The organism is Cryobacterium algoritolerans (assembly GCF_004402785.1).
Taxonomy (GTDB): domain Bacteria; phylum Actinomycetota; class Actinomycetes; order Actinomycetales; family Microbacteriaceae; genus Cryobacterium; species Cryobacterium algoritolerans.
Genome location: NZ_SOFP01000057.1, coordinates 16169 through 38850, shown reverse-complemented (window position 1 = coordinate 38850; position 22682 = coordinate 16169). Strand labels below are relative to the sequence as shown.

The window sequence follows — 22682 nt, the reverse complement described above, 5'->3', positions numbered from 1 at the left end:
GGGTATGGCAAGCATCAGCCTCGCAGACGTCAAGGCGCTGCGCGAGCGTCTCGGAACCGGCATGGTAGACACCAAGAACGCCCTCGTCGAAGCCGAAGGCGACATGGAAAAGGCCGTCGAAATCCTCCGGATGAAGGGTGCGAAGGGCAACGCCAAGCGCGCCGACCGTTCCACCTCGGAGGGTCTCGTCGCGGCCAAGGAAACCGGCGACACCGCCACCCTGATCGAACTCGCTTGCGAGACCGACTTCGTCGCCAAGGGCGACAAGTTCGTCGCACTGGCAGACAAGGTCCTGGACGCGGTTGCCGCAGCCGGCGCGACCACGGTCGAGGAAGGACTGGCCGCCCCGGCCGGCAGCCAGACCGTCGGCGAACTGATCGACGGCGAAGCCGCGATCATCGGCGAGAAGTTCGAACTGCGTCGGGTCGCATCCGTCAAGGGTGAGAAGTTCGCGATCTACTTGCACAAGACCAGCAAGGACCTGCCCCCGCAGGTCGGTGTTGTTCTCGGCTACTCCGGCGACGACGCTGAGACCGCGCGCAGCGTCGCCCAGCACATCTCGTTCGCGAACCCGGAGTACCTCACCAAGGACGACGTCCCCACGGACGCCGTCGAGGCCGAGCGCCGGATCGTCACCGAGATCTCGAAGAACGAAGGCAAGCCCGAAGCGGCACTGCCCAAGATCGTCGAGGGTCGCATCCACGCGTACTTCAAGCAGGTTGCCCTGCTCGAGCAGGACTACGCCAAGGACAACAAGGTGTCCGTCAGCAAGGTCCTGGCCGATGCCGGACTGACCGTTTCGGGCTTCGCCCGGTTCAAGGTCGGTGCGTAACAGGATTCACAATGAGGGAGACCGGGTTGCAGTCGCAATCCGGTCTCTTTCTCTGTGTGGGCACCCAGTAGCGCACACAGTAGTTTTAGAACAGGCACAACGGAAGGTCACTCACGGGCATGTCAGACACGGAAATGAAGCCGAGTAAAAAGCGCAGGGTCCTCCTTAAACTGTCGGGTGAAGCATTCGGTGCAGGGAGCCTCGGCGTCAACCCAGACGTGATCAGCGCACTCGCCCGCGAAATCGCCGAGGCGGCCAAGACGGTTGAGATCGCCATCGTCGTCGGCGGCGGCAACTTCTTCCGCGGAGCGGAACTCTCCCAGCGCGGCATGGATCGAGGTCGCGCCGACTACATGGGAATGCTGGGAACCGTGATGAACGCCCTCGCGCTGCAGGACTTCCTGGAACAGGCGGGCGCAGAAACCCGGGTCCAATCTGCCATCGCGATGACCCAGGTCGCGGAGCCGTACATCCCGCGCCGGGCCGAGCGCCACCTGGAAAAGGGCCGCGTGGTCATCTTCGGCGCCGGCGCCGGACTGCCGTACTTCTCGACCGACACGGTCGCCGCCCAGCGGGCCCTCGAAATCGACGCCGATATCGTACTTGTCGCTAAGAACGGCGTCGACGGGGTCTACTCCGCGGACCCGCGCACTGACCCGGACGCGCACAAGATCGACCACATCACCTACCAGGATGCCCTCCAGCGAGGCCTCAAGGTGGTCGACTCGACGGCGTTCAGCCTCTGCATGGACAACGGGATGCCGATGCAGGTTTTCGGCATGGCACCGCACGGCAACGTGACCGCCGCCATTCTCGGCGCCGATCTGGGAACCCTCGTCTCCAACTAGGATTATTGAAGCCACCGAAGAAGGAGTCACCGTGATCACGGATGTTCTGTCCGATGCCACCGCACGCATGCATAAGGCACTCGAAGCCGCCAAGGACGATTTCGCGACCGTGCGAACCGGACGTGCGAACCCGCAGATGTTCGCGAAGATCCTGGTCAATTACTACGGCACCGCGACGCCGCTGGAGCAACTCGCGTCCCTGCAGAACCAGGAGGCGCGCACGCTGCTGATCGGCCCGTATGACAAGGGTGCCCTGCGCGACATCGAGCAGGCCATCCGCGACACCCCGAACCTGGGCGCCAACCTCGGCAACGACGGCAACGTCATCCGGGCCACGCTTCCCGAGCTCACGGCCGACCGTCGCAAGGAATACGTCAAGATCGTTCGCACGAAGGCCGAAGACGCCAAGGTTTCGGTGCGCAACCTTCGCCGCCGGGCGAAGGACGAGCTCGACGCGCTGAAGAGCGAAGTCGGCGACGACGACGTGGCCAGAGGCGAAAAGGAACTCGAGCAGATCACGAAGACCCACGTGGACGCCATCGACGATGCGCTCAAACGCAAAGAAGCCGAACTCCTCGAGATCTAGGGCGGAATCAGCGTCATGTCGGACGATCCGAACAAGGAACTGCCGCCCAAGCGCGCGCACGGCGTCAGTCGTGCCGAGTTCCGGGCGCAGGTACACGCGGCCAGGACCGACCTCGAGCGGCAGATGCAGTCGACCCGCGCCGACTTCGAACGGCAGGTGCAGGCCACGCGGGCGCAGTTGGATGCGACGACCGAACGGATCGAGGCCCGCACCGGTCGCAACCTGATCCTGGCGATTCTGATCGGGCTCGCCCTGGGCCTGTTCATGCTCTTCAGCCTGATCTTCATCAAAGAGCTGTTCATGGTCTGCGCGGCGGCGTTTGTCGGCCTCACCGCCTTCGAGCTGGCCCAGGCCCTCCGCCACGTGGGCTGGAACGTTCCCCGCATCCCCGTCGTGCTAGCGGCAGTGTCGGTCGTCCCTGCGGCCTTCTACCTCGGGGCGGCCGGCCAGTGGCTGGCGATGCTGGGTGGCATCGTACTGATAGCGCTCTGGCGCGTGGCGCTGCTCATTCTGCCGGCTCACCGGTCACCCGCCCTCGACGTGCTGGGTGACATCGGCTCCGGGTTCTTCATCCAGTCGTACGTGGTGTTCCTGGGTAGTTTCTCAGTGCTGCTGGCCGCTCAGCCCGACGGGCAATGGTGGACGCTCGCCTTCCTCCTCCTCGTCATCTCCGCTGACACAGCCGCCTACGCGACCGGCCTGAGCTTCGGTAAGCACAAGATGGTCCCGACGATCAGCCCCAAGAAGACCTGGGAGGGATTCGCCGGCGCCGGCGCGGTCTGCCTTATCGCCGGTGTCGTCCTCGCGGTTTTCATGCTGCATCAGCCCTGGTGGTTCGGGCTCATCTTCGGTGTCGTCATTCTGCTTAGCGCGACCTTCGGCGACCTGGCCGAGTCCCTGATCAAGCGGGACCTGGGCATCAAGGACATGAGTTCCTGGCTGCCGGGCCACGGGGGCTTCCTCGATCGGCTGGACTCGATCCTGCCGTCGGCGGCCGCCGCTTACGCGCTCTACCTGATCTTCGCCTGAGTTACCCGCTTTCGACACCGTCGGCAGGGTGGGGCAGAATGAAACAGTGACCACCACCTTCCCCCGCACGCCCAAGAAGACGCTCGGCTACAGCGCAACCCAGGTCGATGAGTTCCTCGCGGCGGCCCGGCGGGCCTATGACGGCTCGGACGACAGCGCGAAGCTCACGGCCGAGACGATCCGGCACACGGCGTTCGCCATGAAAAGGGGCGGCTATTCGCCCGCGCACGTCGACGCGGCCCTGGAACGACTCGAAGACGCCTTCGCTTCCCGGGACCGCGACCTAGCGTCCCGCACGGGGGGAAAACAGGCCTGGCTCGAGGACACCCGTGCGAAAGCGCAGGTGCTCGTCAACCGGCTCAGTCGACCCGCCGGCCACCGTTTCTCCCGCACCAGTTTCCTCAGCGTCGGCTACAGCCGATCGGATGTCGACCGGTTCGCGAACAAGCTCGTCAAGTACTTCGACGCGGGATTCCCGGTCACGGTCGACGACGTCCGAGGGGCCGTCTTCAAGCCAGAACGGGGCGGCTACCGGGAGGCGCAGGTCGACGCGGTCCTCGATGCCGTCGTCGACGTGATGTTGGCGGTTCGCTGAATCCGGCTCCGTTATCTGGCTGTTATCCCGAATCTGGGCTAGGCTCGACAAATCGTGGGTAGACATCTGAACATCATCGCGTCCGAATCGGCCAGCAGGCCCGACAGACCACGGATGCGACGATCCCGTTCCCGCGACCAGGCGTCTTTGTTCACCTTCGCGTTCACCGCCGCGGCGGCCTTCGTGCTCGTGAGCGTCGTCGACCCGTACTCCGGAGCCACAGCATCCCCGTATTTCCAGATCGCCGGCGATCGCTTCGGCGGCCAGTCCGTCCAGGAAATCCAGGTCGCGGGGGCATACGCGAACACCATCACCCGCGACAACTTCACCGTTACCGAAAAGCCGAAGCCCGTTCCGGTCGCCGCCAAATCCGCGGCCAGCTCGAGCGGCAGGGCCCCTTCGGCAGCCGTGCCCGATCCCGGTTCCGCCCAAGCGGTTGCCCGCGACAAGGTCAACGCCCGAGGGTGGGGCGACGACCAGTTCAACTGCCTCGTATCTCTCTGGAACAAGGAGTCCGGCTGGCGCGTCAACGCCGCGAACTCGTCCAGCGGTGCCTATGGGATCCCTCAGGCCCTGCCTGGTTCGAAGATGGGGTCCGCAGGCGCCGACTGGGAGACCAACGCCGGAACGCAGATCGAGTGGGGTCTCGGGTATATTACGGGCCGCTACGGCACGCCCTGTGGCGCCTGGGCGCACTCCGTCGATAACGGCTGGTACTGAGACAGTCGGTAGTTATTCGACGGTACCCAGTCCCGGGCACTGTCCGTTTCCGGTCGGGCGTTCGGCGTCCCCGGGTCCGGCTCCACCGACGTAGACTTGCCCAATGCCACGCACCAACCGACCCAGGGGCCACCGCTCCGGATCGGGTGAGTTCGGCGAGGGCGACGGCCTTGACCGGCTGCGGGCCGGCTGGCGCCGCACGGAAACCCGACGCGACGGCCTCTGGACTGTCCAGCCGGTCGACGCGGCGCGGGCCGGGAAGAGTTACATCTGCCCGGGCTGCAACCTGGAGATCGAACCCGGCCGGGCCCACCTCGTCGCCTGGCGCGGTGACGGGCTGATGGGCGAGGCCGCCGACCTCGCGGCCCGCCGCCACTGGCACGCACACTGCTGGAAGATCAAATGACGCCGCCCGGTGCCGACCGAGAAGGAGCATCTGTGAGCCCGAATGTCATCGAAATCAGGGGTGGGATCGAGCTGCCTGCAGTACGTGAGCACATCGAGTTGCACACGACGGATGGTCTCACCCTGGTCGGGGAACTTGCCATTCCGGTGGATCGCCCGCCGGTGGCGACCCTCGTCACCCTGCACCCTCTCCCGACGCACGGTGGATTCATGGATTCCCATATCCTCCGCAAGGCCGCCGGACGTCTGCCCGCCCAGGCGGGACTAGCCGTTTTGCGGTTCAACACCCGCGGAACCACGTCTCCTCGGGGAACGAGCGACGGCGCCTTCGGAGACGGCGAGGCCGAACGCGCCGATGTCGCTGCGGCCATGGCCTTCGTCGCCGAACGGGGGCTGCCGAACCCGTGGCTCGTCGGCTGGTCGTTTGGCACCGAGCTCGCCGTCAAGTATGGCCTCGAGCATCCGATCCGCGGCGCCATCCTGCTCTCCCCGCCGCTTCACCGGGCGACGGATGCTGAGCTGGCGGCCTGGGCAGGCGATGAACGTCAGCTCGTGGCCATCATTCCCGAACACGACGACTACCTGCGTCCCGACGAGGCGCGCAAACGGTTCGCGAGCGTGCCGGGCACCCGGTTCATCGCCGTCGACGGCGGAAAGCACCTGTGGGTGGGGGAGAGCCAGACCCGGCGGATCCTGGACGAGATCGTCGCCGTCGTGAATCCGTCGGCCGCACCGCTGCCCAGCATCTGGGCAGGCCAGGCGGTACCGAGTTAGAGCCCGTTCTGCCTCGGGATGACGACCTGCTTGATGATCATGATCACAGAGGCGGCGACGGGGATCGCAATCAGCGCGCCGAGGATGCCGAGCAACTGTCCACCGGCGAGGGCGGCGACGACGACGACCGCGCCGGGAACCGACACCGCTCGGTTCATGATGTTGGGGCTGAGCAGGTAAGCCTCGACCTGCATGTAGACCAGGTAGTAGATCGCCGCGACGAGGGCGGTCAGGGGAGAGCTCCCGATTCCCGGCACGAGACAGGTCAGCACGATGATTACCGAACCGCTGATCGTACCGACCAGGGGAATGAGGGAGAGCAGGAACGCGATCAGGGCGAGCAACGCCGGGAACGGCGCCCCGATGATCGAGAGGAAAATGAAACTGAATACTCCATTGCAGAGCGCAAGCGCCGCCTGACCGATCACGAAGCGTCCGACGGCCGTCGTGATCTGCTCGGTCAGATCGGCGAACCGTTCGCGCTTCGTCGCCGGCACCAGCTGGTACATCGCCCGCTTGATGCTGTGCAGGGAGGCGGTGAAGTAGAGCGACAGGATGAGTATGATCAACCCGCCGAACAGGCCGCTGACCACCGCGAGTCCTGACTGGATCAGGGTCGTCGTGATCGTGGTCAGGTTGCCGCCGAGGTAATCAGTGATCGAGGCGACGATCTCGTTCACCTTCAGGCCAGGGAATTGACGCTGGATGTCCGCCAGGAAGGTCGACGTGTTCACCGACTTGACCAGGTCGGGGATAGCCCTGGAGAGCTTGGCCACCTGGTCGACGATGATCGGCACGATTGCGAAGACCACACCCGTCAATACGCCGACAACGGCGACAAGCACGGTGAGGATTGCGGCCCAGCGCGGGAACTTCTTCTTCTCCAGCCAGGACACGGCCGGGTCGAGGCCCAGAGAGATGAACAGGGCAGCACCGACGTACGTGATGATCGTCTGCAGGGTGACGAGCGAGCTGATGATGAGCAGCCCGAGGCCGACACCGAGCGTGCCGACCAGTCCGACTCGGAACGCGTTCTGGATCTTCACTCTGAGGCTCCCCCTGCTTCGGTCTAATCGTCTGTGGCCGCGACCCTTTCCGCCTGGGTCAGGAGGCCGCGCAGGCTCTCGAAGTAGCCGGCAACCGAGTCGCGTTCAATCCTAATCTGAGAAAGGCGCTCTTCAGCGTCGGTGACCAGGGCGCGTGTGCGGGCCTCCGCCTCGGCCACCAGGGCGCCGGCCTTGGTTTCGGCCTCACTCACGATCCGCTCTGCGTTGTTTTCGGCCGCCTTCTTGGCGATCCTCGCGTCGTTCCTGGCCCCGGTGTCGAGCCGGTCGTTCAACGCGCGCAACTCCGCGGTCCGCTTGTTCGTGTCGGCCAACTGGCGAGCCGCCTCGTCGAGGAACTTCTGCGTCTGCGCGACGGCCTCCTGGTGGCGCGCCAGGTGCCCCTGCTCGGCCTCGTCGCGGCGGCCTTTGAGCTCAATGTCGAGGTCGGCCCTGGTCTGGTCTATCTCGCGGCGAAGCCTCGCACCCTCGTGCTCCCCGCGCTTCCGCGCGGCGGTGAGCTGGTTGTCCAGGTCGATTCGAAGTTGTTCACTGTCGGCCGTGAAGTCCGCGCGGGATTGTTCGTTGTCGCGAGCCTGGTCGGCGTGGGACTGCTCGAGTTCCGCGGCGAGATCGGCCCTGGCCTTCTCGATCTCACGGGCGAGGGAAACCCGTTGGCGCTCGATGTCCCGGGTGAGGTCGGTCTGGGCCTGTTCTCTCTCGATGGCAAGATCGGCGCGGGCGAGGTCGATCTCGCGTTCGAGATCGACCCGTGCCTGCTCGATCTCGATCGCCAGCTCGACCCTGGCCAACTCGGTCTCATGAGCGAGGTCAAACCTGGCCTGTTCGGTTTCCCTGGCCAGGTCGACGCGGTCCTGCTCGGTCTCCGCGGCGAGGTCGATCCTGGCCTGTTCGGTCTCCCTGGCCAGGTCGGCACGCTGCTGGTCCAGTTCGTGCGCGACCTCGGCCCGCGTGAGCTCGGTCTCGCGGGTGAGGCCGGCCGCGATCTCCCGGGCCTCCGTGGCCTCCCTCTGGGCCACGACCCGCACCTCGGCGGCTTCCCGCTCGGCCTCAGAACGGATGGCCGCCACCTCACGTTTGACGGTGGCGCGCAATTCCGCGGCCTCGGTGGCGACCGCGCCACGGATGGCGGCGGCCTCCTGCACGCCGTCCTGGGTGAGGGTCGTGTAGTCATCGTGTGCGCCGGCAAGCAGATCGTCTGCCTCTGCGGTGGCGTCTTCGAGGATGCGTTCGGCCTTCACCGCGGCATCCGACAGGACGCGCTCGGCCCGGTCGGCTGCTTCACGTCGGAGGGTGTCGACCTCGGCGGCGGCGGAGGAGCGGAGACGCTCGGCGTCGATATCGGCCTGGGCGATGACCCGGGTGGACTGTTCCTCGGCGACCCGAAGAGTGTTTTCTAGCTTGGTGCCGAGGCCGGAGAAGGTAGGGCTGCCCACTTCCTCGATTTCGGCGTTCAAGTCGTCGATGTGCGCGGCCAGACGCTTGATCTCCCTGGCGGCCTCGGTGGCCTGGCTGTTCGCCTGGATCAGGTCTCGACGCAAACCCTGCAGCGCCTTGTCGACCTCTTCCTTGTCGTAGCCACGGAAAACCTGGGTGAAATCAGCATCGTCGGTCGGCACGCTATCTCCTCATAATGGGACTCTGACCCCGCCTGCGGGTTCGTTCGGGGCAGGGCCGTGATAATTTTAGTCTGTCCGGGCGACCGCGACGCGTCTTCGAGTTGACGGGGCTATTAGGCGCCTTTCAGCGGCACCCAGTATCGTGAGACGTCCTGTCTGCTGCTACCCGGGCTCGAATCCGGGAGGTGCGCGTGAGAGCGTGCACCCGGCGGCCGGCGACACAGGAGGGTTTACGTGCGTTTTGTTCTTGCCATTGTGGCATTCGTCCTCGCGGCCGTGATGATTGTTCTCGGCATCGCCCAGCGGACGGTCTTTCTCGAACCGGCTTCGGCGACCCTGAGCACCACGGTCGCCGACGATGTCAGGTTCGCGGTCATTGAGCCCAGTGCCCTCACCGCCTTTCCCGGCAGCCAGACGCTCACCATCACCGGATCGGACACTGTTTTCGCCGCGTATGGGCGGTCGGGTGACGTCAAGGCCTGGCTCGCCGACGAGCCGTATGACGACATCCGCCAGGTCAGGAATACCGCCAGGCTCAGCAGCAAGCTCACCGAAGCGCCGCCGGCCGATAAGGCGTCGACGGATGCCCCCGCCGTTGCCCCCGAGGCCAGGCCGAGCACCGACCCGGTTGGCTCCGACCTGTGGTTGCAGGAGTTCAGCGGCAAGGGCTCGCTGACCACCACGATCAATGTGCCGGACGGCATCGCCGTCATCGTCGCCTCGAACGGCACGAAGCCCGCGCCGTCGAAGATCACCCTCACCTGGCCGTCCGACAACTCGACTCCGATGGCGGGTCCCCTGATCGCCGGCGGCGGTGTGCTCGCGATCATCGGGCTGATCCTCTACCTGTGGGCGCTCATCCACCTGCGCCGTTCCCACGGTCCCCGCCGAAACCTGCCCCGCGGGCCGCGGATGCCGCGGCTGCCCCGGGTGCCCCGCCCCAAATCCATCAAGGCGAGCGAGATCACCGGTCCGCGCCGTTCCATCACCCGCAAATTGGTCGCGACCGTGCCCATCCTCCTGGTGACCGGCCTCGTGCTCAGCGGCTGCTCGGCGGATTTCTGGCCCAGTTCGCCCGCGACCTCCGATGCGGCAGCCAGTTCGACCACCGCCGCCAGCGACGTGCCCAAGGTCGTGAAGGATGTGCCGCCGCCCGCGGTGACGGTGCCCCAGCTCGAACGAATTGTGCGACGGATAGCTGTTCTCGCGACGGATGCGGATGCCAAGCTGAGCGGTGACGCCCTCGCCGCCCGGTTCACCGGCCCGGCCCTGGAACAGCGCCTGGCCAACTACAAGATCCGGGCGGCCATTGCTGACTACCCGGGCCTGCCCGCATTGCCGGCTGCCCCGCTGACACTGACGCTTCCCCAGCAATCCTCGACCTGGCCGCGGGTCGTGATGACGGTCATCCAGAGCGCGAACGATGCCGCCGTCGCACCGACGGCCATCGTGCTCAGGCAGGAGACGCCCCGCTCGGCCTACCTGGTCGAGTACGCGGTGCAGCTCGAGGCCGCGGCCAAGGTTCCGGATGTCGCACCGGCCACCATCGGCGCGCCGATCATCGCCCCGGACTCGAAACTGCTGCTCCTGCCGCCGGGTGAAGTGGCGGCGGCCTACGCCGACATCCTGCTGAAAGGCGACAAGAGCCCGTCGTACGGCCTGTTCCAGATGAAGGGCGACACCTTCCGCACCCAGGTCGGACTGGACAAGAAGAACGAGAAACGGGCCGCACTGCCGACAACCGCGTCGATCGACTTCGCGGCCACCGTCGGTGCCGGTTCGCCGGTTGCCCTGGCGACCAACGACTCCGGAAGCATCGTCGCCGTCAGCATCACGGAGACCGAGACCGTGAAACCGGTCGATGCGGGCGCAACGGTCAGTCCCGAGGGTGCCAGTAAGGCGCTGTCGGGCGTGTCGGCGACCGCTAAGGGAATCAAGAGCACCTACGGCGACCAGCTTTTCTTCCACGTGCCGGCCGCCGGTTCATCCGAAAAAATCGTCCTCCTTGGCTTCGCCCAGGGTCTGATCTCATCCACGGAGCTTCCATGAGTCTTGTGCCACCGTCCGGCGTCAACATGCGCGGAGCCGTCGACCTGTCGTCGCTGGTGAACCGGCCACCTGCGGCCATCCCCGGGGCGACAGCGGCCGGGGCCGCGCCGACCTCCGTGCCGGTGCCGAGCCTCACCCTGGAGGGCACCGACGCGAACTTCGGCGAGGTGCTCGAGCTGTCCATGACTGTGCCCGTCATCGTCGACCTGTGGGCCGAATGGTGCGAGCCGTGCAAGCAGCTCACCCCCATCCTCGAGAAGCTCGTCGCCGAGTACGAGGGCCGTTTCGTGCTGGCCAAGGTTGACGTCGACTCTAACCCGCAGCTGACTCAGGCGTTCCAGGCCCAATCGATCCCGACCGTCGCGGCCGTCATCGGAGGGCAGCCGGTGCAGCTCTTCAACGGGGCGATCCCCGAGGGCCAGGTGCGTGAGGTCCTCCAGCGGGTGCTGCAGCTGGCGGCCGAGCACGGGGTCACCGGCACCGCCGTCGCACCGGAACACACGGGGGACGCCGAGGAAACGGCGGAGGCGTCGGTTCCGGTCGAACCCGAGTTGCCGCCGCTGCACCGTGAGGCGTACGAGGCCATCGAACGCGGCGACTACGCCGCCGCGACCGCCCTCTACAAGACCGCGGTCGCCCAGGATCCGCGCGACCAGATGGCCATCGCCGGCCTCGCCCAGGTCGGCCTGCTGGCGCGCCTGCACGGCAAGACCATGGCCGGGATCCGCGCCGAGGCTGCTGCGGAGCCCGGGGATCTCGACGCCCAGTTGCTCGTCGCAGACCTCGACCTGTCCGGCGGGCATATCGAGGACGCCTTCGACCGTCTGCTGGCGCTCTTCCCGACCCAGGACCCCTCAGGCAAGAACAGGATCCGCGAGCGCATCCTCGATCTATTCGAGGTCATCGGCCAGGACGACCCGCGTGTTCCGCCGACCCGGTCCCGCCTCACCGCCCTGCTCTACTGACACTCCCGCCTTCCTCCTTCCCGCGAGGGTGCACAATCGGCCCCTTCAGGAGAACTGAAGGGGCCGATTGTGCGCTCTCGCGGTGGGCGGGGTCAGCGGCGCAGACGCAACCAGAGGCCGGCGAGTGGCGGAAGGGTCAGGGTTGCGGATGCCGGCCGGCCGGCCCAGGGCTCGTTGGCCGCGTCCACGGCGCCGAGGTTGCCCACCCCGGAGCCACCGAAGATCTCTGCGTCCGTGTTGACGATTTCGTCCCACATGCCGGCAAACGGCAGTCCGACCCGGTAGCCGGTGTGCGGCTGTCCGGAGAAGTTGAACAGGCAGGCGACGGGGTTGCCGTCATTGTCCCAGCGCAGGAACGAGATCACGTTCTGGGCGGCTGCGCCGCCGTCGAGCAGCTCGAAGCCGCCCGGATCATTGTCGCGCGCCCACAGGCTAGGGGTGTCCCGGTAGATGCGGTTGAGCGCGCCGACGAGGTTGAACAAGCCGCGGTGGGCCGGCTGGTCCAGCATCCACCAGTCCAGGCCTCGTGACTCGCTCCACTCCGACCGCTGGCCGAATTCCTGGCCCATGAACAGGAGCTGCTTGCCGGGGTGGGCCCACATGAATGACAGGTATGCGCGCACGTTCGCGAGCTGCTGCCACGAGTCGCCCGGCATCTTCGCGACGAGGGAACCCTTGCCATGCACGACCTCGTCGTGGCTGATCGGCAGCAGGAAGTTCTCACTGAAGGCGTAGACGAAGGAGAAGGTCATATCGTTGTGGTGGTACGAGCGGTACATCGGGTCAACCTGCATGTACTCCAGGGAGTCGTGCATCCAGCCCATGTTCCATTTGAATCCGAAGCCTAGCCCACCGCCGGAGGTCGGCGCGGTCACCCCGCCCCAGTTCGTTGACTCCTCGGCGATCATCACCGTGCCGGGGTTGCGCTTGTAGGCCGTGGCCGTGATCTCCTGGAGCAGGCTGATCGCCTCCAGGTTCTCATTGCCGCCGTAGATGTTCGGCTCCCACTGGCCGTCCTCGCGGGAATAGTCGAGGTAGAGCATGGAGGCGACGGCGTCGACGCGCAGGCCGTCGATGTGGAATTCCTCGAGCCAGTACAGCGCGTTGGCGACGAGGAAGTTGCGCACCTGCTTCTGGCCGAAGTCGAAGACGTAGGTGCCCCAGTCCATCTGCTCGCCGCGGCGAGGGTCGGGGTGTTCATAGAGGGCCTGGCCATCGAACCGGGCCAGGGCGAAGTCGTCCTTCGGGAAATGCCCGGGGACCCAGTCCATGATCACGCCGATCCCGGCCTGGTGCAGCCGGTCGATCAGGTAGCGCAGGTCGTCCGGGTGTCCGAACCTGCTGGTCGGCGCGTAATACCCGGTGACCTGGTAGCCCCAGGAACCGCCGAACGGATGCTCGGACAGCGGCATGAACTCGACGTGCGTGTAGGCGAGTTCTTCGAGGTAGCCGATGAGCTCATCCGCCAGGTCGCGGTAGCCGAGACCGGGTCGCCAAGACCCGACGTGCATCTCATAGATGCTCATCGGCCGGTTGTGCTGGTCGGTCGCCCCGCGCGCGGTCAGCCAGGCGGCATCCGCCCACTCGTACCGGGTCTCGCCGATGACCGACGCCGTCTTCGGCGGGATCTCGGTGTAACGGGCCATCGGGTCGGCCTTGCGCACCCAGTCGCCCGACTGGGCGAGCAGCTCGAACTTGTAGTTGGAGCCGGCTGTGAGCCCGGGCACGAAGAGCTCCCAGACGCCGGTGCTGCCCATATTGCGCATGGAGTGCAGCACGCCGCTCCAGCCGTTGAAGTCGCCGATCACCCGAACCGCTCGCGCGTGCGGAGCCCAGACCGAGAACGACGTCCCGGCTGTTGTGCCCATCGCGCCGGCGTGTGGCCGGTAGTGTGCCCCGAGCACGTCCCAGAGACGCTCGTGGCGGCCCTCGCCGAGCAGGTGCAGGTCGAGCTCTCCGAGGGTGGGCAGGAACCGGTACGGGTCGTCGACGACCCAGGTCGGGGCGTCGCTGTAGCGCGCCTCCAGGGTGTAGTCGTGCAGGCCCAGGGTGCTGACGCCCTGCCAGATCCCGTGGCCGAGGTGCGCCAGTTCGATGTGCGCGCCGGTGGAGAGGATGGCGAAGACCTCGGTGGCGAGCGGCCGCAGGGCCCGGATCACCGTGAGCGGGTCGCTGATCGCCTGGGCGCCGGTGCTCGACTGGCTCAGCAGATGCTGGCCGAGGATCTCGTGCGGGTTGTAGTACCGGCCTTCCGCGACCGCCTCGAGGATCTGGGCGGGGATGACGGGCAGCGCCGGCGAGGCATCCTTCGCTGGGGCTGGGTTCTTCGCAATGGATGAATCCTGGTGGCCATGCTTCATGTGACTGGTCCCTTCACGTGCAGGATGTGCACCGGTTCGGTGAATGCGTCGAGGCGAACAAAGTTGTCGGCGGTCCAGGTCCACCTGGCCCCGGTGATCAGGTCCTCCACCTCGAACGACGCACCCTCCGCGATGCCGAACCGGGTGACGTCCAGGTGCACAACGGTCTGCCGCACGGAGTGCGGGTCGACGTTCGCGACGATGATCAGCGCATCGGGCTCTCCCGTGCCGGTGAAAGGCGCGTCGAGGAACTTGCTGTAGACCAGCATTGCGTCGTCATCGCTGGCGTGGATGTCAAGGTTGCGCAGCTGGCCGAGGGCAGGATGTTCGGCCCGAATCCGGTTGAGCCGCGTGAGGTAGGGCGCCAGGGAGGCTCCGTGTTTCTCGGCCGCAGCGAAGTCGCGGGGACGGTACTCGTACTTCTCGTTGTCGATGTTCTCCTCGGCGCCGGGGCGGGCCACGGACTCGTAGAGTTCGAATCCGCTGTACAAACCCCAGGTCGGAGCGGCGGTGGCGGCCAGGGCCGCGCGGATCTTGAACGCGGCCGGGCCACCGAACTGCAGGTACTCGGAGAGGATATCCGGGGTGTTCACGAACAGGTTCGGGCGCACGAAGTCGGCCGTTGCATGAGAGAGGCCGTCGAAGAACTCCTCGAGTTCCTCCTTCGTGTTCCGCCAGGTGAAATAGGTGTAAGACTGCTGGAAACCGACCTTTCCCAGTCCCTGCAGCAGGGCAGGCCGGGTGAACGCCTCGGCCAGGAAGAACACGTCCGGCGCCTCGTCGGCGACCGTGGCGATCAGCCACTCCCAGAAGTCGAGCGGCTTGGTATGCGGGTTGTCGACGCGGAAGATTTTCACCCCGGCGGCGATCCAATGCCGTACGATCCGCAACACCTCGACTCGGATACCGGCCGGGTCGTTGTCGAAGTTGATCGGGTAGATGTCCTGGTACTTCTTCGGCGGGTTCTCCGCGTACGCGATTGAACCGTCCGGGAGGGTGGTGAACCACTCCGGGTGCGCGGTGACCCACGGGTGGTCGGGGGAGGCCTGCAGGGCCAGGTCGATCGCGATCTCCATTCCGCTCGTCTTCGCGGCGTCGAGGAAGAAGGTGAGGTCCGCGAGGGTGCCCAGGTCAGGGTGGATGGCGTCGTGGCCGCCCTCGGCCGAGCCGATCGCCCACGGCGAGCCCGGGTCATCCGGACCGGCATTGAGGGTGTTGTTCGGCCCCTTGCGGTAGGCGCGGCCGATCGGGTGGATCGGCGGCAGGTAGACCACGTCGAACCCCATCGCGGCCACCGCGGGCAGACGTTTCGCGGCGGTGCGGAAGGTGCCGCTCTGCCAGGAACCGTCCTCGCGGCGCACGGCCCCCTCCGAGCGGGGGAAGAACTCATACCAGGAGCCGACGCCGACGCGGGTTCGTTCGACCAGGATAGTGCGTGGCTCCGAGACCGACTCGAGGCCGGTGATCGGCCGCACGGCGACGGCGGCGAGCAGCTTGGGGCTAGCCAGCACGGCGAGTCGGGCATCGACGGATGCGCTGACATCGCCGAGGGTCTTCGCTGCCGCGGCGAACAGGCGCCGCTCGACCACCGGCCGACCCTTGTCGGTGCCAGCGGCCGCGAGCAGCTCGGCCCCGATCAGGAACATGAGTTCGACGTCGATCCCCGCGGGGATCTTCACGGAGGCGTTGTGGTGCCAGGTCGCCCACTCGTCGGCATAGGCGCGGACGCGGTACTGCCACCGGCCCTGGCTGCCCAGGAGGACCTCGGTCTCCCAGCGGTCGGTCCCCGGGGCGCCAGGGCTCATCGGATGCCGGGTAAGGGTGCCGTCGGGGCTGGTCAGCAGCAGCATGACGCCGATCAGGTCGTGGCCCTCCCGGAACGCCGTCGCGCCGAAGGGGACGACCTCGCCCGTGAACGCCTTGACGGGCCAGAGGTTGTCCGGTATTTGTGGGGACAGGTCGAGGATCGGGATGCGTCCGACCCTCGCCGCCCGGGGCGTCGTCGTCGCCGCGGCCGCCGCCTGCCGTGCCGCCACGGTGGTCTTCGGGATGGTCCGGGTTGCACCGGAGGATTCAGGAGCCGCGCCTGCGCGTTTTACTGTCTTAGCCACATATTGACCGTAGCGCGAAATGTCGGCCCGGTGCTGTGCGCGATAACGTGCTGGAGACATCCCGGCCCTAGGCTTAGGTCCGTGAAGGCGATCCGCAAATTTACCGTCCGTACCGTCCTGCCCGAGTCGCTTGCTGCGCTCGATGAGCTGGCGGGCAACCTGCGCTGGTCCTGGCATGAGCCGACCCGCCAGCTGTTCGAACACATAGCCCCCGAGTTGTGGCGGGAGATCGGCGCCGACCCGGTGGCGCTGCTCGGGTCCGTCGACCCGGCCAGGCTCGAGGCGCTGTCGCGCGACCACGACTACGTGTCCTGGGTGAACTCCATCCGCGGCGACCTGAGGGACTACCTCGAGCAGCCGCGCTGGTACCAGGGCCTCGAGGGTGAGAAGCCAGAGTCGATCGCGTATTTCTCCCCGGAGTTCGGCATCGCAGCCGCACTACCGCAGTACTCAGGGGGGCTGGGCATCCTGGCCGGAGACCACCTGAAGAGCGCCTCCGACCTCGGCGTGCCGCTGGTGGGCGTCGGGCTGTTCTACCGGGCGGGCTATTTCAGCCAGGCGATCTCGCCTGACGGCTGGCAGATGGAAAGCTACCCGCTGCTCGACCCCGACGGGCTGCCGCTGTCGGTGCTGCGCCGGGCCGACGGGTCGGCCGTGCAGGTGTCCCTCGCCCTGCCGGACAATCGCACGCTGCACGCCCGGGTCTGGCAGGCCATGGTCGGCCGGATCCGCCTGCTCATGCTCGACACCGACATCCCGGAAAACGCCGACGACCTGCGCCTGGTCACCGACCGGCTCTACGGCGGCGGCGGCGAACACCGCCTGCTGCAGGAACTGCTCCTCGGCATCGGCGGCGCGCGCGCCGTGAAGCTGTGGAGCAACCTCAATGGGCGCCCGGACCCCGAGGTGTTCCACACCAACGAGGGCCACGCCGGTTTCCTCGGCCTGGAGCGCATCTCCAGCCTGATCGGCGAGGGACTCAGCTTCGCCGAGGCTCTCCAGGTGGCCCGTGCCGGAACGGTCTTCACCACCCACACGCCCGTCGCGGCCGGTATCGACCGGTTCGAGCGCAGCCTGGTGCGGCGCTACTTCGAAACCGACCTGCTGCCGGGCGTTGCGGTCGAGGACCTCCTCGCCCTCGGCGCCGAGAACTACCAGGACGGGTCGCCCGACGTCTTCAACATGGCGCTGATGGGCCTCCGGCTCGGGCAGCGCGCCAACGGCGTCTCCAAGCTGCACGGCGAGGTCAGCCGGCGGATGTTCAAGGGACTCTGGCCGGGCTTCGACGCGGAAGACGTGCCGATCGCCTCGATCACCAACGGCGTGCACGCTCCCACCTGGACCGACCCAGCGCTCCTTGCGCTTGCCCAGAACCGCCTCGGCACCAGCGACACCTCGGAGGCCGACTGGGCGTCCGATGCCGTCTCCGATGACGACCTCTGGCAGGTACGCGGCCAGATGCGCCTCCAGTTCGTCGAAGATGCGCGCCGGCGGATCGCGGCCGCCTGGCTCGTGCAGAACCCGGGCGGGATCGTTCCGTCCTGGACCAAGAAGGTATTCGATCCGAGCGTGCTGACCATCGGCTTCGCCCGCCGGGTTCCGACCTACAAACGGCTCACCCTGATGCTGCACGACCCCGAACGGCTCCGTGCCCTACTGCTGCACCCCGAGCACCCGGTCCAGATCGTCATCGCCGGCAAGTCTCACCCCGCCGACGAGGAGGGCAAGCGCCTGATCCAGAAGGTCGTCCAGTTCGCGGCCGATCCTGAACTGCGCACGAGGATCGCCTTCCTTCCCGACTACAACATCGGCATGGCCCAGCTGATGTACCCGGGCACCGATGTGTGGCTGAATAACCCGCTGCGGCCCCTCGAAGCCTGCGGCACGTCCGGAATGAAGGCGGCCCTGAACGGCGCGCTCAACCTCTCGATCCTCGACGGCTGGTGGCCGGAGTATTTCGACGGCAAGAACGGCTGGGCGATCCCGTCGGCGGACGCCGCCGGTGACTCCGCCGAGCGTGACCGGATCGAGGCCGATGCGCTCTACGAACTGATCGAGCACCACGTTGCTCCCCGGTTCTACGACCGCAACGCCGACGGAGTGCCCGAACGATGGGTGTCGTCGATCCGGCACACCCTCGCCGGGCTGTCCCCGGAACTGAACGCCGGGCGGATGGTGAGGGAGTACGTACAGAAGCTCTATCGCCCGGCCGGCCAGGCCGAGGCCAGGCTCTCCGCCAACAACTACCGCGCCGCGCGCGAGCTCGCGGTTTGGAAGAGCCGAATCGTCGCGGCCTGGCCCGGGGTGGCCGTGGCCCACGTCGAATCGGGCGGCGTCGCGACCGTGCCGCAGGTCGGCGACGAACTGCACCTGCGCGCCCACGTGCAGCTGAACGGCCTGGCGCCGGGCGACGTGACCGTGGAGGTCGTCTACGGAAAGAGCCTGGGCAACGACGAGCTGAGCGACACCAGCACGTTGGCACTGGCGGCCGCGACCGATCCTGACCAGGAGACCACCGGCAGCCCTGCCGCCGGCGCCGCGACCCTGTTCACCGGCACGGTCCAACTGGACCGCGGCGGCGCGTTCGGCTACACCGTTCGGGTCGTGCCCCGCAACGACCTGCTGATCAGCCCGGCTGAGATGGGTCTGATCGCCGTCGCCGGCTGAGCCGGCTGAGCCGGCCGAGCCGACTGAGCCGACTGAGCCGGCCGAGTCGACCGAGCCGACCGAGTCGACCGAGCCGGCCGAGTCGACCGAGCCGATCGGGCCGGCCGAGTCGACCGAGTCGATCGGGCGGGCCGGACCACCACGCGACTCCAGGCAGGACCTCGCTCCCCAGACGATGGTGCCCTGTGCGCGGGCCGGGTGAATCCGTGGAGACCGATGCTCAACCGCGGGAGATCGCCGCGAACACGGCGCCGGACGCCCGGGCGAGGTCGGCCGGGGCGAGTTCGATGTCGAACCCGCGGCGGCCGCCCGAGACGAAGACGGTGTCGAAGAGCTGGGCGTCCTCGTCGATGACCGTGGGCAACGGGGTCTTCTGCCCGATGGGGCTGATCCCTCCGAGGACGTAGCCGGTCTTGCGTTCCGCCGTCTTCGGATCGGCCATGACCGCCTTCTTCGCCCCGACGGATGCGGCGAGCGCCTTCAGGTCGAGCTGGCCGGTGACCGGGACGATGCCGACGACGAGGGCGCCGTCCGCCTCGGCGAGGAGGGTCTTGAACACCCGGGCCGGGTCGAGACCGAGCTTCTCCGCCGCTTCGAGGCCGAAGTTGCTCGCGTGCGCGTCATGCTCGTACAGGTGCGGGGTGAAGACAATACCGGCCCTCTCGAGGGCGAGCGTGGCGGGGGTTCCCGCACCGTGTTCCACCCGCCTGCCCATACCCCTGTCTTCCCCGGACCGACGCTAGTGGGCCCGGAATAGCTGCATCGACGCGCCGGGGACGAGCAGACGGGCGCCGGGGAGATGTTCGATCACGGCGTCGCTGATGTCGTCATGGCTGGAGTCCCAGAGCAGCGTGTAGGAGACGACTCCCGTGTGCACCGGCAGGGTCACCGTGACATCCGCTTCCCGACCCTGCACGATCAACAGGATCCGGTTGAATTCCTCGTGCTCGGGGGTGCTCGCCGCGAGGTACTGCAGCGTGCGCTCATTCGACGAATGCCAGTCCTCCTCGGACATCGACTCGCCCAGAGCGTTGTACCAGTTCATTTCGCTGGCGCTCAGGGTCGTTTCGCCCGGGCGACCGAATCGCACCGACCGGAGGGCCGGGTTCTCCCGGCGCAGTTCGAGCAGGCGCCGGCTGACCCGGTGCAGGTCGACCTGCCAGTCGTCCAGGTCCCAATTCAGCCAGGTGAGTTCGCTGTCATGGCAGTAGGCGTTGTTGTTGCCGCGCTGGCTGCGCCCGAATTCGTCGCCGGCCGTGATCATCGGCACGCCGGCAGAGAGGAGGAGCGTGGCCAGCAGGTTGCGCATGGCCTTGCGCCGGGTGGTGAGGATGGTGGTGTTCCGGGTGGGACCCTCGATGCCGTGGTTGAACGAATTATTGCTGTCGGTGCCGTCCCGGTTCGACTCGCCGTTGCCCACGTTGTGCTTGACGTTGTACGCGGTGAGGTCTGCCATCGTGAAACCGTCATGGGCGGTGATGAAGTTCAGCGAGGCCAGCGGCCCGCGCTCCTGCGAGAAGGTGTTGGACGACCCCGCCAGACGGGTCGCGAATCGGCCGATGCCGCTGCCCGCGTGCCCGTCGCGCGCCGCGGCGAGGTCGGTCAGCCAGAACGAGCGCATCCGGTCCCGGTAGCGATCGTTCCATTCTGTCCAGCCATCGGCGAAGTTGCCGGTCTGCCAGCCGCCCTGCCCGATGTCCCACGGCTCGGCGATGAGCTTCACACCGGCGAGGTCGGGGTCGGTCCGGATAGTGGTGAGCAGTGGATGGTCCCGTTGGTATTCGACGTTGCCGTCACGGCCGAGTGTCGCCGCCAGGTCGAATCGGAATCCATCGATCTGCACGTCGTTGGCCCAGTAGCGCAACGAGTCGAGCACCAGGCGGTGCGGCACCTCGTGCGAAACATTGAGGGTGTTGCCGCAGCCGGTGACGTCGATGTACGCGCCGTTGTCGTTCTGCCGGTAGTAGGTCGCGTTGTCGATGCCGCGCAGGCTGCTGACCGGACCGTTCGGTCCCTCCTCCGCTGTGTGGTTGTAGACCACGTCGAGAATGACCTCGAGGCCGGCTTCGTGCAGCAATTTGACCATGCCCTTGAACTCCCGCAGCACGGCCTCCGGGCCGGCGGACTGCGAGGCCATGGTGGCGTAGTCCGCGTGCGGAGAGAAGAAATTGAAGGTGTTGTAACCCCAGTAATTGGTGAGGCCCTGCTTGATCAGGCGTTGTTCCGAGACGAACGCGTGCACCGGGAGCAGTTCCACCGCGGTGACGCCGAGATTCTTCAGGTAGCCGATCGTCGACTCGTGGGCGAGGCCGGCGTAGGTCCCGCGCAGCTCCGCGGGGACCGCCGGATTGAGCTTGCTCAGCCCGCGCACGTGGGCTTCGTAGACGACCGTGTGGTCGAGCGCGATCTTCGGTTTGGCAGACCCGGCCCAGTCGAAGCCACCGTCCACGACGGAGGATTGCCACTGGTCGGGGCCGACCCGCACCAGGCCCCGGGAATACGGTTCGATCAGGGTTTTCTCCGGGTGAAACGAATTCCTTGCCGAGGCAGGACCAGAGACCCGGATTCCATAGCGACGGCCGGGGGAGAGGGTACGGGATCGCCCGAACCACACGTCGTTGGCGTCCTTGACCATCGGAACGGTCTTGATGATCCAGTTGGGATCGGTCTGGTCGAAAATGCACAGTTCCATGGCGTCAGCATTCTTCGACCACACGCGCAACTCACCACCGTTGGCCCCCAGCCGGACGCCGAGGTTGCGCAGGGGGTCAGCGGAAGTCATGGGTTCTAGAGTAATGAGTACAGACGGTCTGTTCTGACCACAATCAGACCTGCCGATGCCCGAAAACCTGCGGAGGATCCCCATGGCGGTCTACCTGGACCACGCCGCGACGACACCGATGCTTCCCGGCGCCATCGCGGCGTTCACCGAAGCGATGACGGTCGTGGGCAACCCGGCGTCTATCCATAGCCAGGGCCAGTTGAAGAAACGGATGCTCGAGGAAGCCCGCGAGACCGTGGCGGCCAGCGTCGGCTGCGACCCGATCGAGGTCGTCTTCACCGCGGGCGGCACCGAATCGGTCAACCTCGGCATCAAGGGGCTCTTTTGGGCCCGGACGCCCCGTCGGCGCATTCTGGTTCCCGGCGGGGAACATCACGCCACCGTCGACACCGTCGAATGGCTTGAACGGCACGAGGGCGCGGTGATCGACTGGCTGCCGCTGGACGAGCACGGCCGGGTCGCCCCGGCCGTGCTCGCCCGCGCAATCGCCGCCCACCCAGACGAGATCGCCCTGGTCACCCTGCTGGCCGCCAACAACGAGGTCGGCACGATCCAGCCCGTGGAGGAGATCGCCGCGCTCGCGGCGACCCACGGCATCCCGGTGCACGTCGACGCGGTGGCCGCCTACGGGCACGTCCCGATCGACTTCGGCGTCCTCAGCCGAGGGGGAGTGTCCGCGGTGAGCGTCTCGGCTCACAAAATAGGCGGCCCCGTCGGCATCGGCGCTCTGATCCTCTCCCGGCGTGCGACCGTCGAGCCGCTGCTGCACGGCGGCGGTCAACAGCGTCAGGTACGAAGCGGCACCCAGGATGTCGCGGCGGCCGTGGCCTTCGCCGTGGCCGCTGCGGCGGCGGGCGACGACCTGCCCGGGGAGAACGCGCGGATCGCCCGGCTCCGGCAGGCCGTCGTGGACGGGGTGCTCGCGGTGGTACCGACGGCGCTGCTCAACGGAGACCCGGACCCGGCCCGTCACCTCCCCGGAACGGCTCACTTCAGCTTTCCCGGCTGCGAGGGCGATTCGCTCCTGTTCCTGCTCGACGCGGCCGGTGTTGCCGTGTCGACCGGCTCGGCGTGCCAGGCGGGCATTCCGGAACCCTCCCATGTGCTCCGGGCGATGGGCCGCAGCGAGGTGGAGGCCCGGGGAGCCCTTCGGATCACCCTCGGCCGCACCTCGACCATGGCCGACGTCGACGCCCTGCTGGCCGCATTGCCTGCCGCCCACGCCCACGCCTCCCGGGCCGGCATGGCCGACCGCGTCCCCGGGCGCTGAGCTCTC

General features: G+C 67.1%; 18 protein-coding genes. 12 read left to right on the top strand and 6 right to left on the bottom strand.

Annotation, left to right across the window (positions count from 1 at the left end; translation table 11 throughout):
* Positions 1 to 4: 4 nt before the first annotated feature.
* From tsf to E3O19_RS12705, 8 genes are all read left to right on the top strand, one after another.
* A complete protein-coding gene (gene tsf / locus E3O19_RS12740) occupies positions 5 to 832 on the top strand; it encodes a translation elongation factor Ts (RefSeq protein WP_134568155.1) in 828 nt (275 codons plus the stop codon).
* A gap of 134 nt (positions 833 to 966) precedes the next feature.
* Positions 967 to 1680 (top strand): UMP kinase, encoded by a 714-nt coding sequence (pyrH, locus tag E3O19_RS12735; RefSeq protein WP_420898613.1) that lies wholly within the window; start codon positions 967 to 969, stop codon positions 1678 to 1680.
* A gap of 31 nt (positions 1681 to 1711) precedes the next feature.
* Positions 1712 to 2266 (top strand): ribosome recycling factor, encoded by a 555-nt coding sequence (frr, locus tag E3O19_RS12730; protein ID WP_134568152.1) that lies wholly within the window; start codon positions 1712 to 1714, stop codon positions 2264 to 2266.
* Positions 2267 to 2281: 15 nt separating this feature from the next.
* Entirely contained in the window at positions 2282 to 3295 is a 1014-nt protein-coding gene (locus tag E3O19_RS12725; RefSeq protein WP_338145099.1) for a phosphatidate cytidylyltransferase, read from the top strand.
* 46 nt (positions 3296 to 3341) lie between these two features.
* Complete coding sequence (locus E3O19_RS12720; RefSeq protein ID WP_134568150.1) at positions 3342 to 3890, top strand: DivIVA domain-containing protein; 549 nt, start codon at positions 3342 to 3344, stop codon at positions 3888 to 3890.
* Between the two features lie 114 nt (positions 3891 to 4004).
* A complete protein-coding gene (locus tag E3O19_RS17965) occupies positions 4005 to 4610 on the top strand; it encodes an aggregation-promoting factor C-terminal-like domain-containing protein (RefSeq protein WP_174776939.1) in 606 nt (201 codons plus the stop codon).
* 103 nt (positions 4611 to 4713) lie between these two features.
* The gene (locus tag E3O19_RS12710) at positions 4714 to 5016 is read left to right on the top strand and encodes a hypothetical protein (protein ID WP_134568148.1); all 303 of its coding nucleotides are present in this window, start codon (positions 4714 to 4716) and stop codon (positions 5014 to 5016) included.
* 47 nt (positions 5017 to 5063) lie between these two features.
* The gene (locus E3O19_RS12705) at positions 5064 to 5789 is read left to right on the top strand and encodes an alpha/beta hydrolase (RefSeq protein ID WP_241981363.1); all 726 of its coding nucleotides are present in this window, start codon (positions 5064 to 5066) and stop codon (positions 5787 to 5789) included.
* Here E3O19_RS12705 and E3O19_RS12700 read toward each other — a convergent pair.
* Positions 5786 to 6835 carry an AI-2E family transporter gene (locus E3O19_RS12700; RefSeq protein WP_134568145.1) on the bottom strand — a complete coding sequence of 350 codons (1050 nt, stop codon included), beginning with the start codon at positions 6833 to 6835 and terminating at the stop codon, positions 5786 to 5788. The genes E3O19_RS12705 and E3O19_RS12700 overlap by 4 nt on opposite strands.
* A 23-nt stretch (positions 6836 to 6858) precedes the next feature.
* Positions 6859 to 8472 (bottom strand): DivIVA domain-containing protein, encoded by a 1614-nt coding sequence (locus tag E3O19_RS12695; protein ID WP_134568143.1) that lies wholly within the window; start codon positions 8470 to 8472, stop codon positions 6859 to 6861.
* A gap of 234 nt (positions 8473 to 8706) precedes the next feature.
* Between E3O19_RS12695 and E3O19_RS12690 the strand changes: the two genes are divergently transcribed.
* Together E3O19_RS12690 and E3O19_RS12685 are read left to right on the top strand one after the other, a co-directional pair.
* Positions 8707 to 10521: a DUF8094 domain-containing protein gene (locus tag E3O19_RS12690; protein WP_134568141.1), complete on the top strand. Its 1815-nt coding sequence runs from the start codon at positions 8707 to 8709 to the stop codon at positions 10519 to 10521.
* Positions 10518 to 11486 (top strand): tetratricopeptide repeat protein, encoded by a 969-nt coding sequence (locus tag E3O19_RS12685; protein ID WP_134568139.1) that lies wholly within the window; start codon positions 10518 to 10520, stop codon positions 11484 to 11486. The genes E3O19_RS12690 and E3O19_RS12685 overlap by 4 nt, the downstream gene beginning before the upstream one ends.
* A gap of 92 nt (positions 11487 to 11578) precedes the next feature.
* On the opposite strand, the gene glgB is transcribed toward E3O19_RS12685, so the two are convergent.
* Together glgB and E3O19_RS12675 are read right to left on the bottom strand one after the other, a co-directional pair.
* Positions 11579 to 13846: a 1,4-alpha-glucan branching protein GlgB gene (glgB, locus tag E3O19_RS12680; RefSeq protein ID WP_134568137.1), complete on the bottom strand. Its 2268-nt coding sequence runs from the start codon at positions 13844 to 13846 to the stop codon at positions 11579 to 11581.
* Positions 13843 to 15957: a maltotransferase domain-containing protein gene (locus tag E3O19_RS12675; protein ID WP_420898612.1), complete on the bottom strand. Its 2115-nt coding sequence runs from the start codon at positions 15955 to 15957 to the stop codon at positions 13843 to 13845. Before E3O19_RS12675 ends, glgB begins: the two co-directional genes overlap by 4 nt.
* A gap of 81 nt (positions 15958 to 16038) precedes the next feature.
* Between E3O19_RS12675 and glgP the strand changes: the two genes are divergently transcribed.
* Positions 16039 to 18624, top strand: a complete 2586-nt coding sequence (gene glgP / locus E3O19_RS12670; protein ID WP_134568133.1) for an alpha-glucan family phosphorylase — start codon at positions 16039 to 16041, stop codon at positions 18622 to 18624.
* A 220-nt stretch (positions 18625 to 18844) separates the two neighbouring features.
* Here the strand turns inward: glgP and ybaK are convergent, their stop codons facing one another.
* Positions 18845 to 19339, bottom strand: coding sequence for a Cys-tRNA(Pro) deacylase (gene ybaK / locus E3O19_RS12660; protein WP_134568131.1), 495 nt, complete (start codon positions 19337 to 19339; stop codon positions 18845 to 18847).
* Positions 19340 to 19363: 24 nt separating this feature from the next.
* Positions 19364 to 21406: a glycogen debranching protein GlgX gene (gene glgX, locus E3O19_RS12655; protein ID WP_134568129.1), complete on the bottom strand. Its 2043-nt coding sequence runs from the start codon at positions 21404 to 21406 to the stop codon at positions 19364 to 19366.
* An 82-nt stretch (positions 21407 to 21488) separates the two neighbouring features.
* On the opposite strand from glgX, the gene E3O19_RS12650 reads away from it, so the two are divergent.
* Positions 21489 to 22676 (top strand): cysteine desulfurase family protein, encoded by a 1188-nt coding sequence (locus E3O19_RS12650; RefSeq protein ID WP_134568127.1) that lies wholly within the window; start codon positions 21489 to 21491, stop codon positions 22674 to 22676.
* The last annotated feature ends 6 nt before the right edge of the window (positions 22677 to 22682 follow it).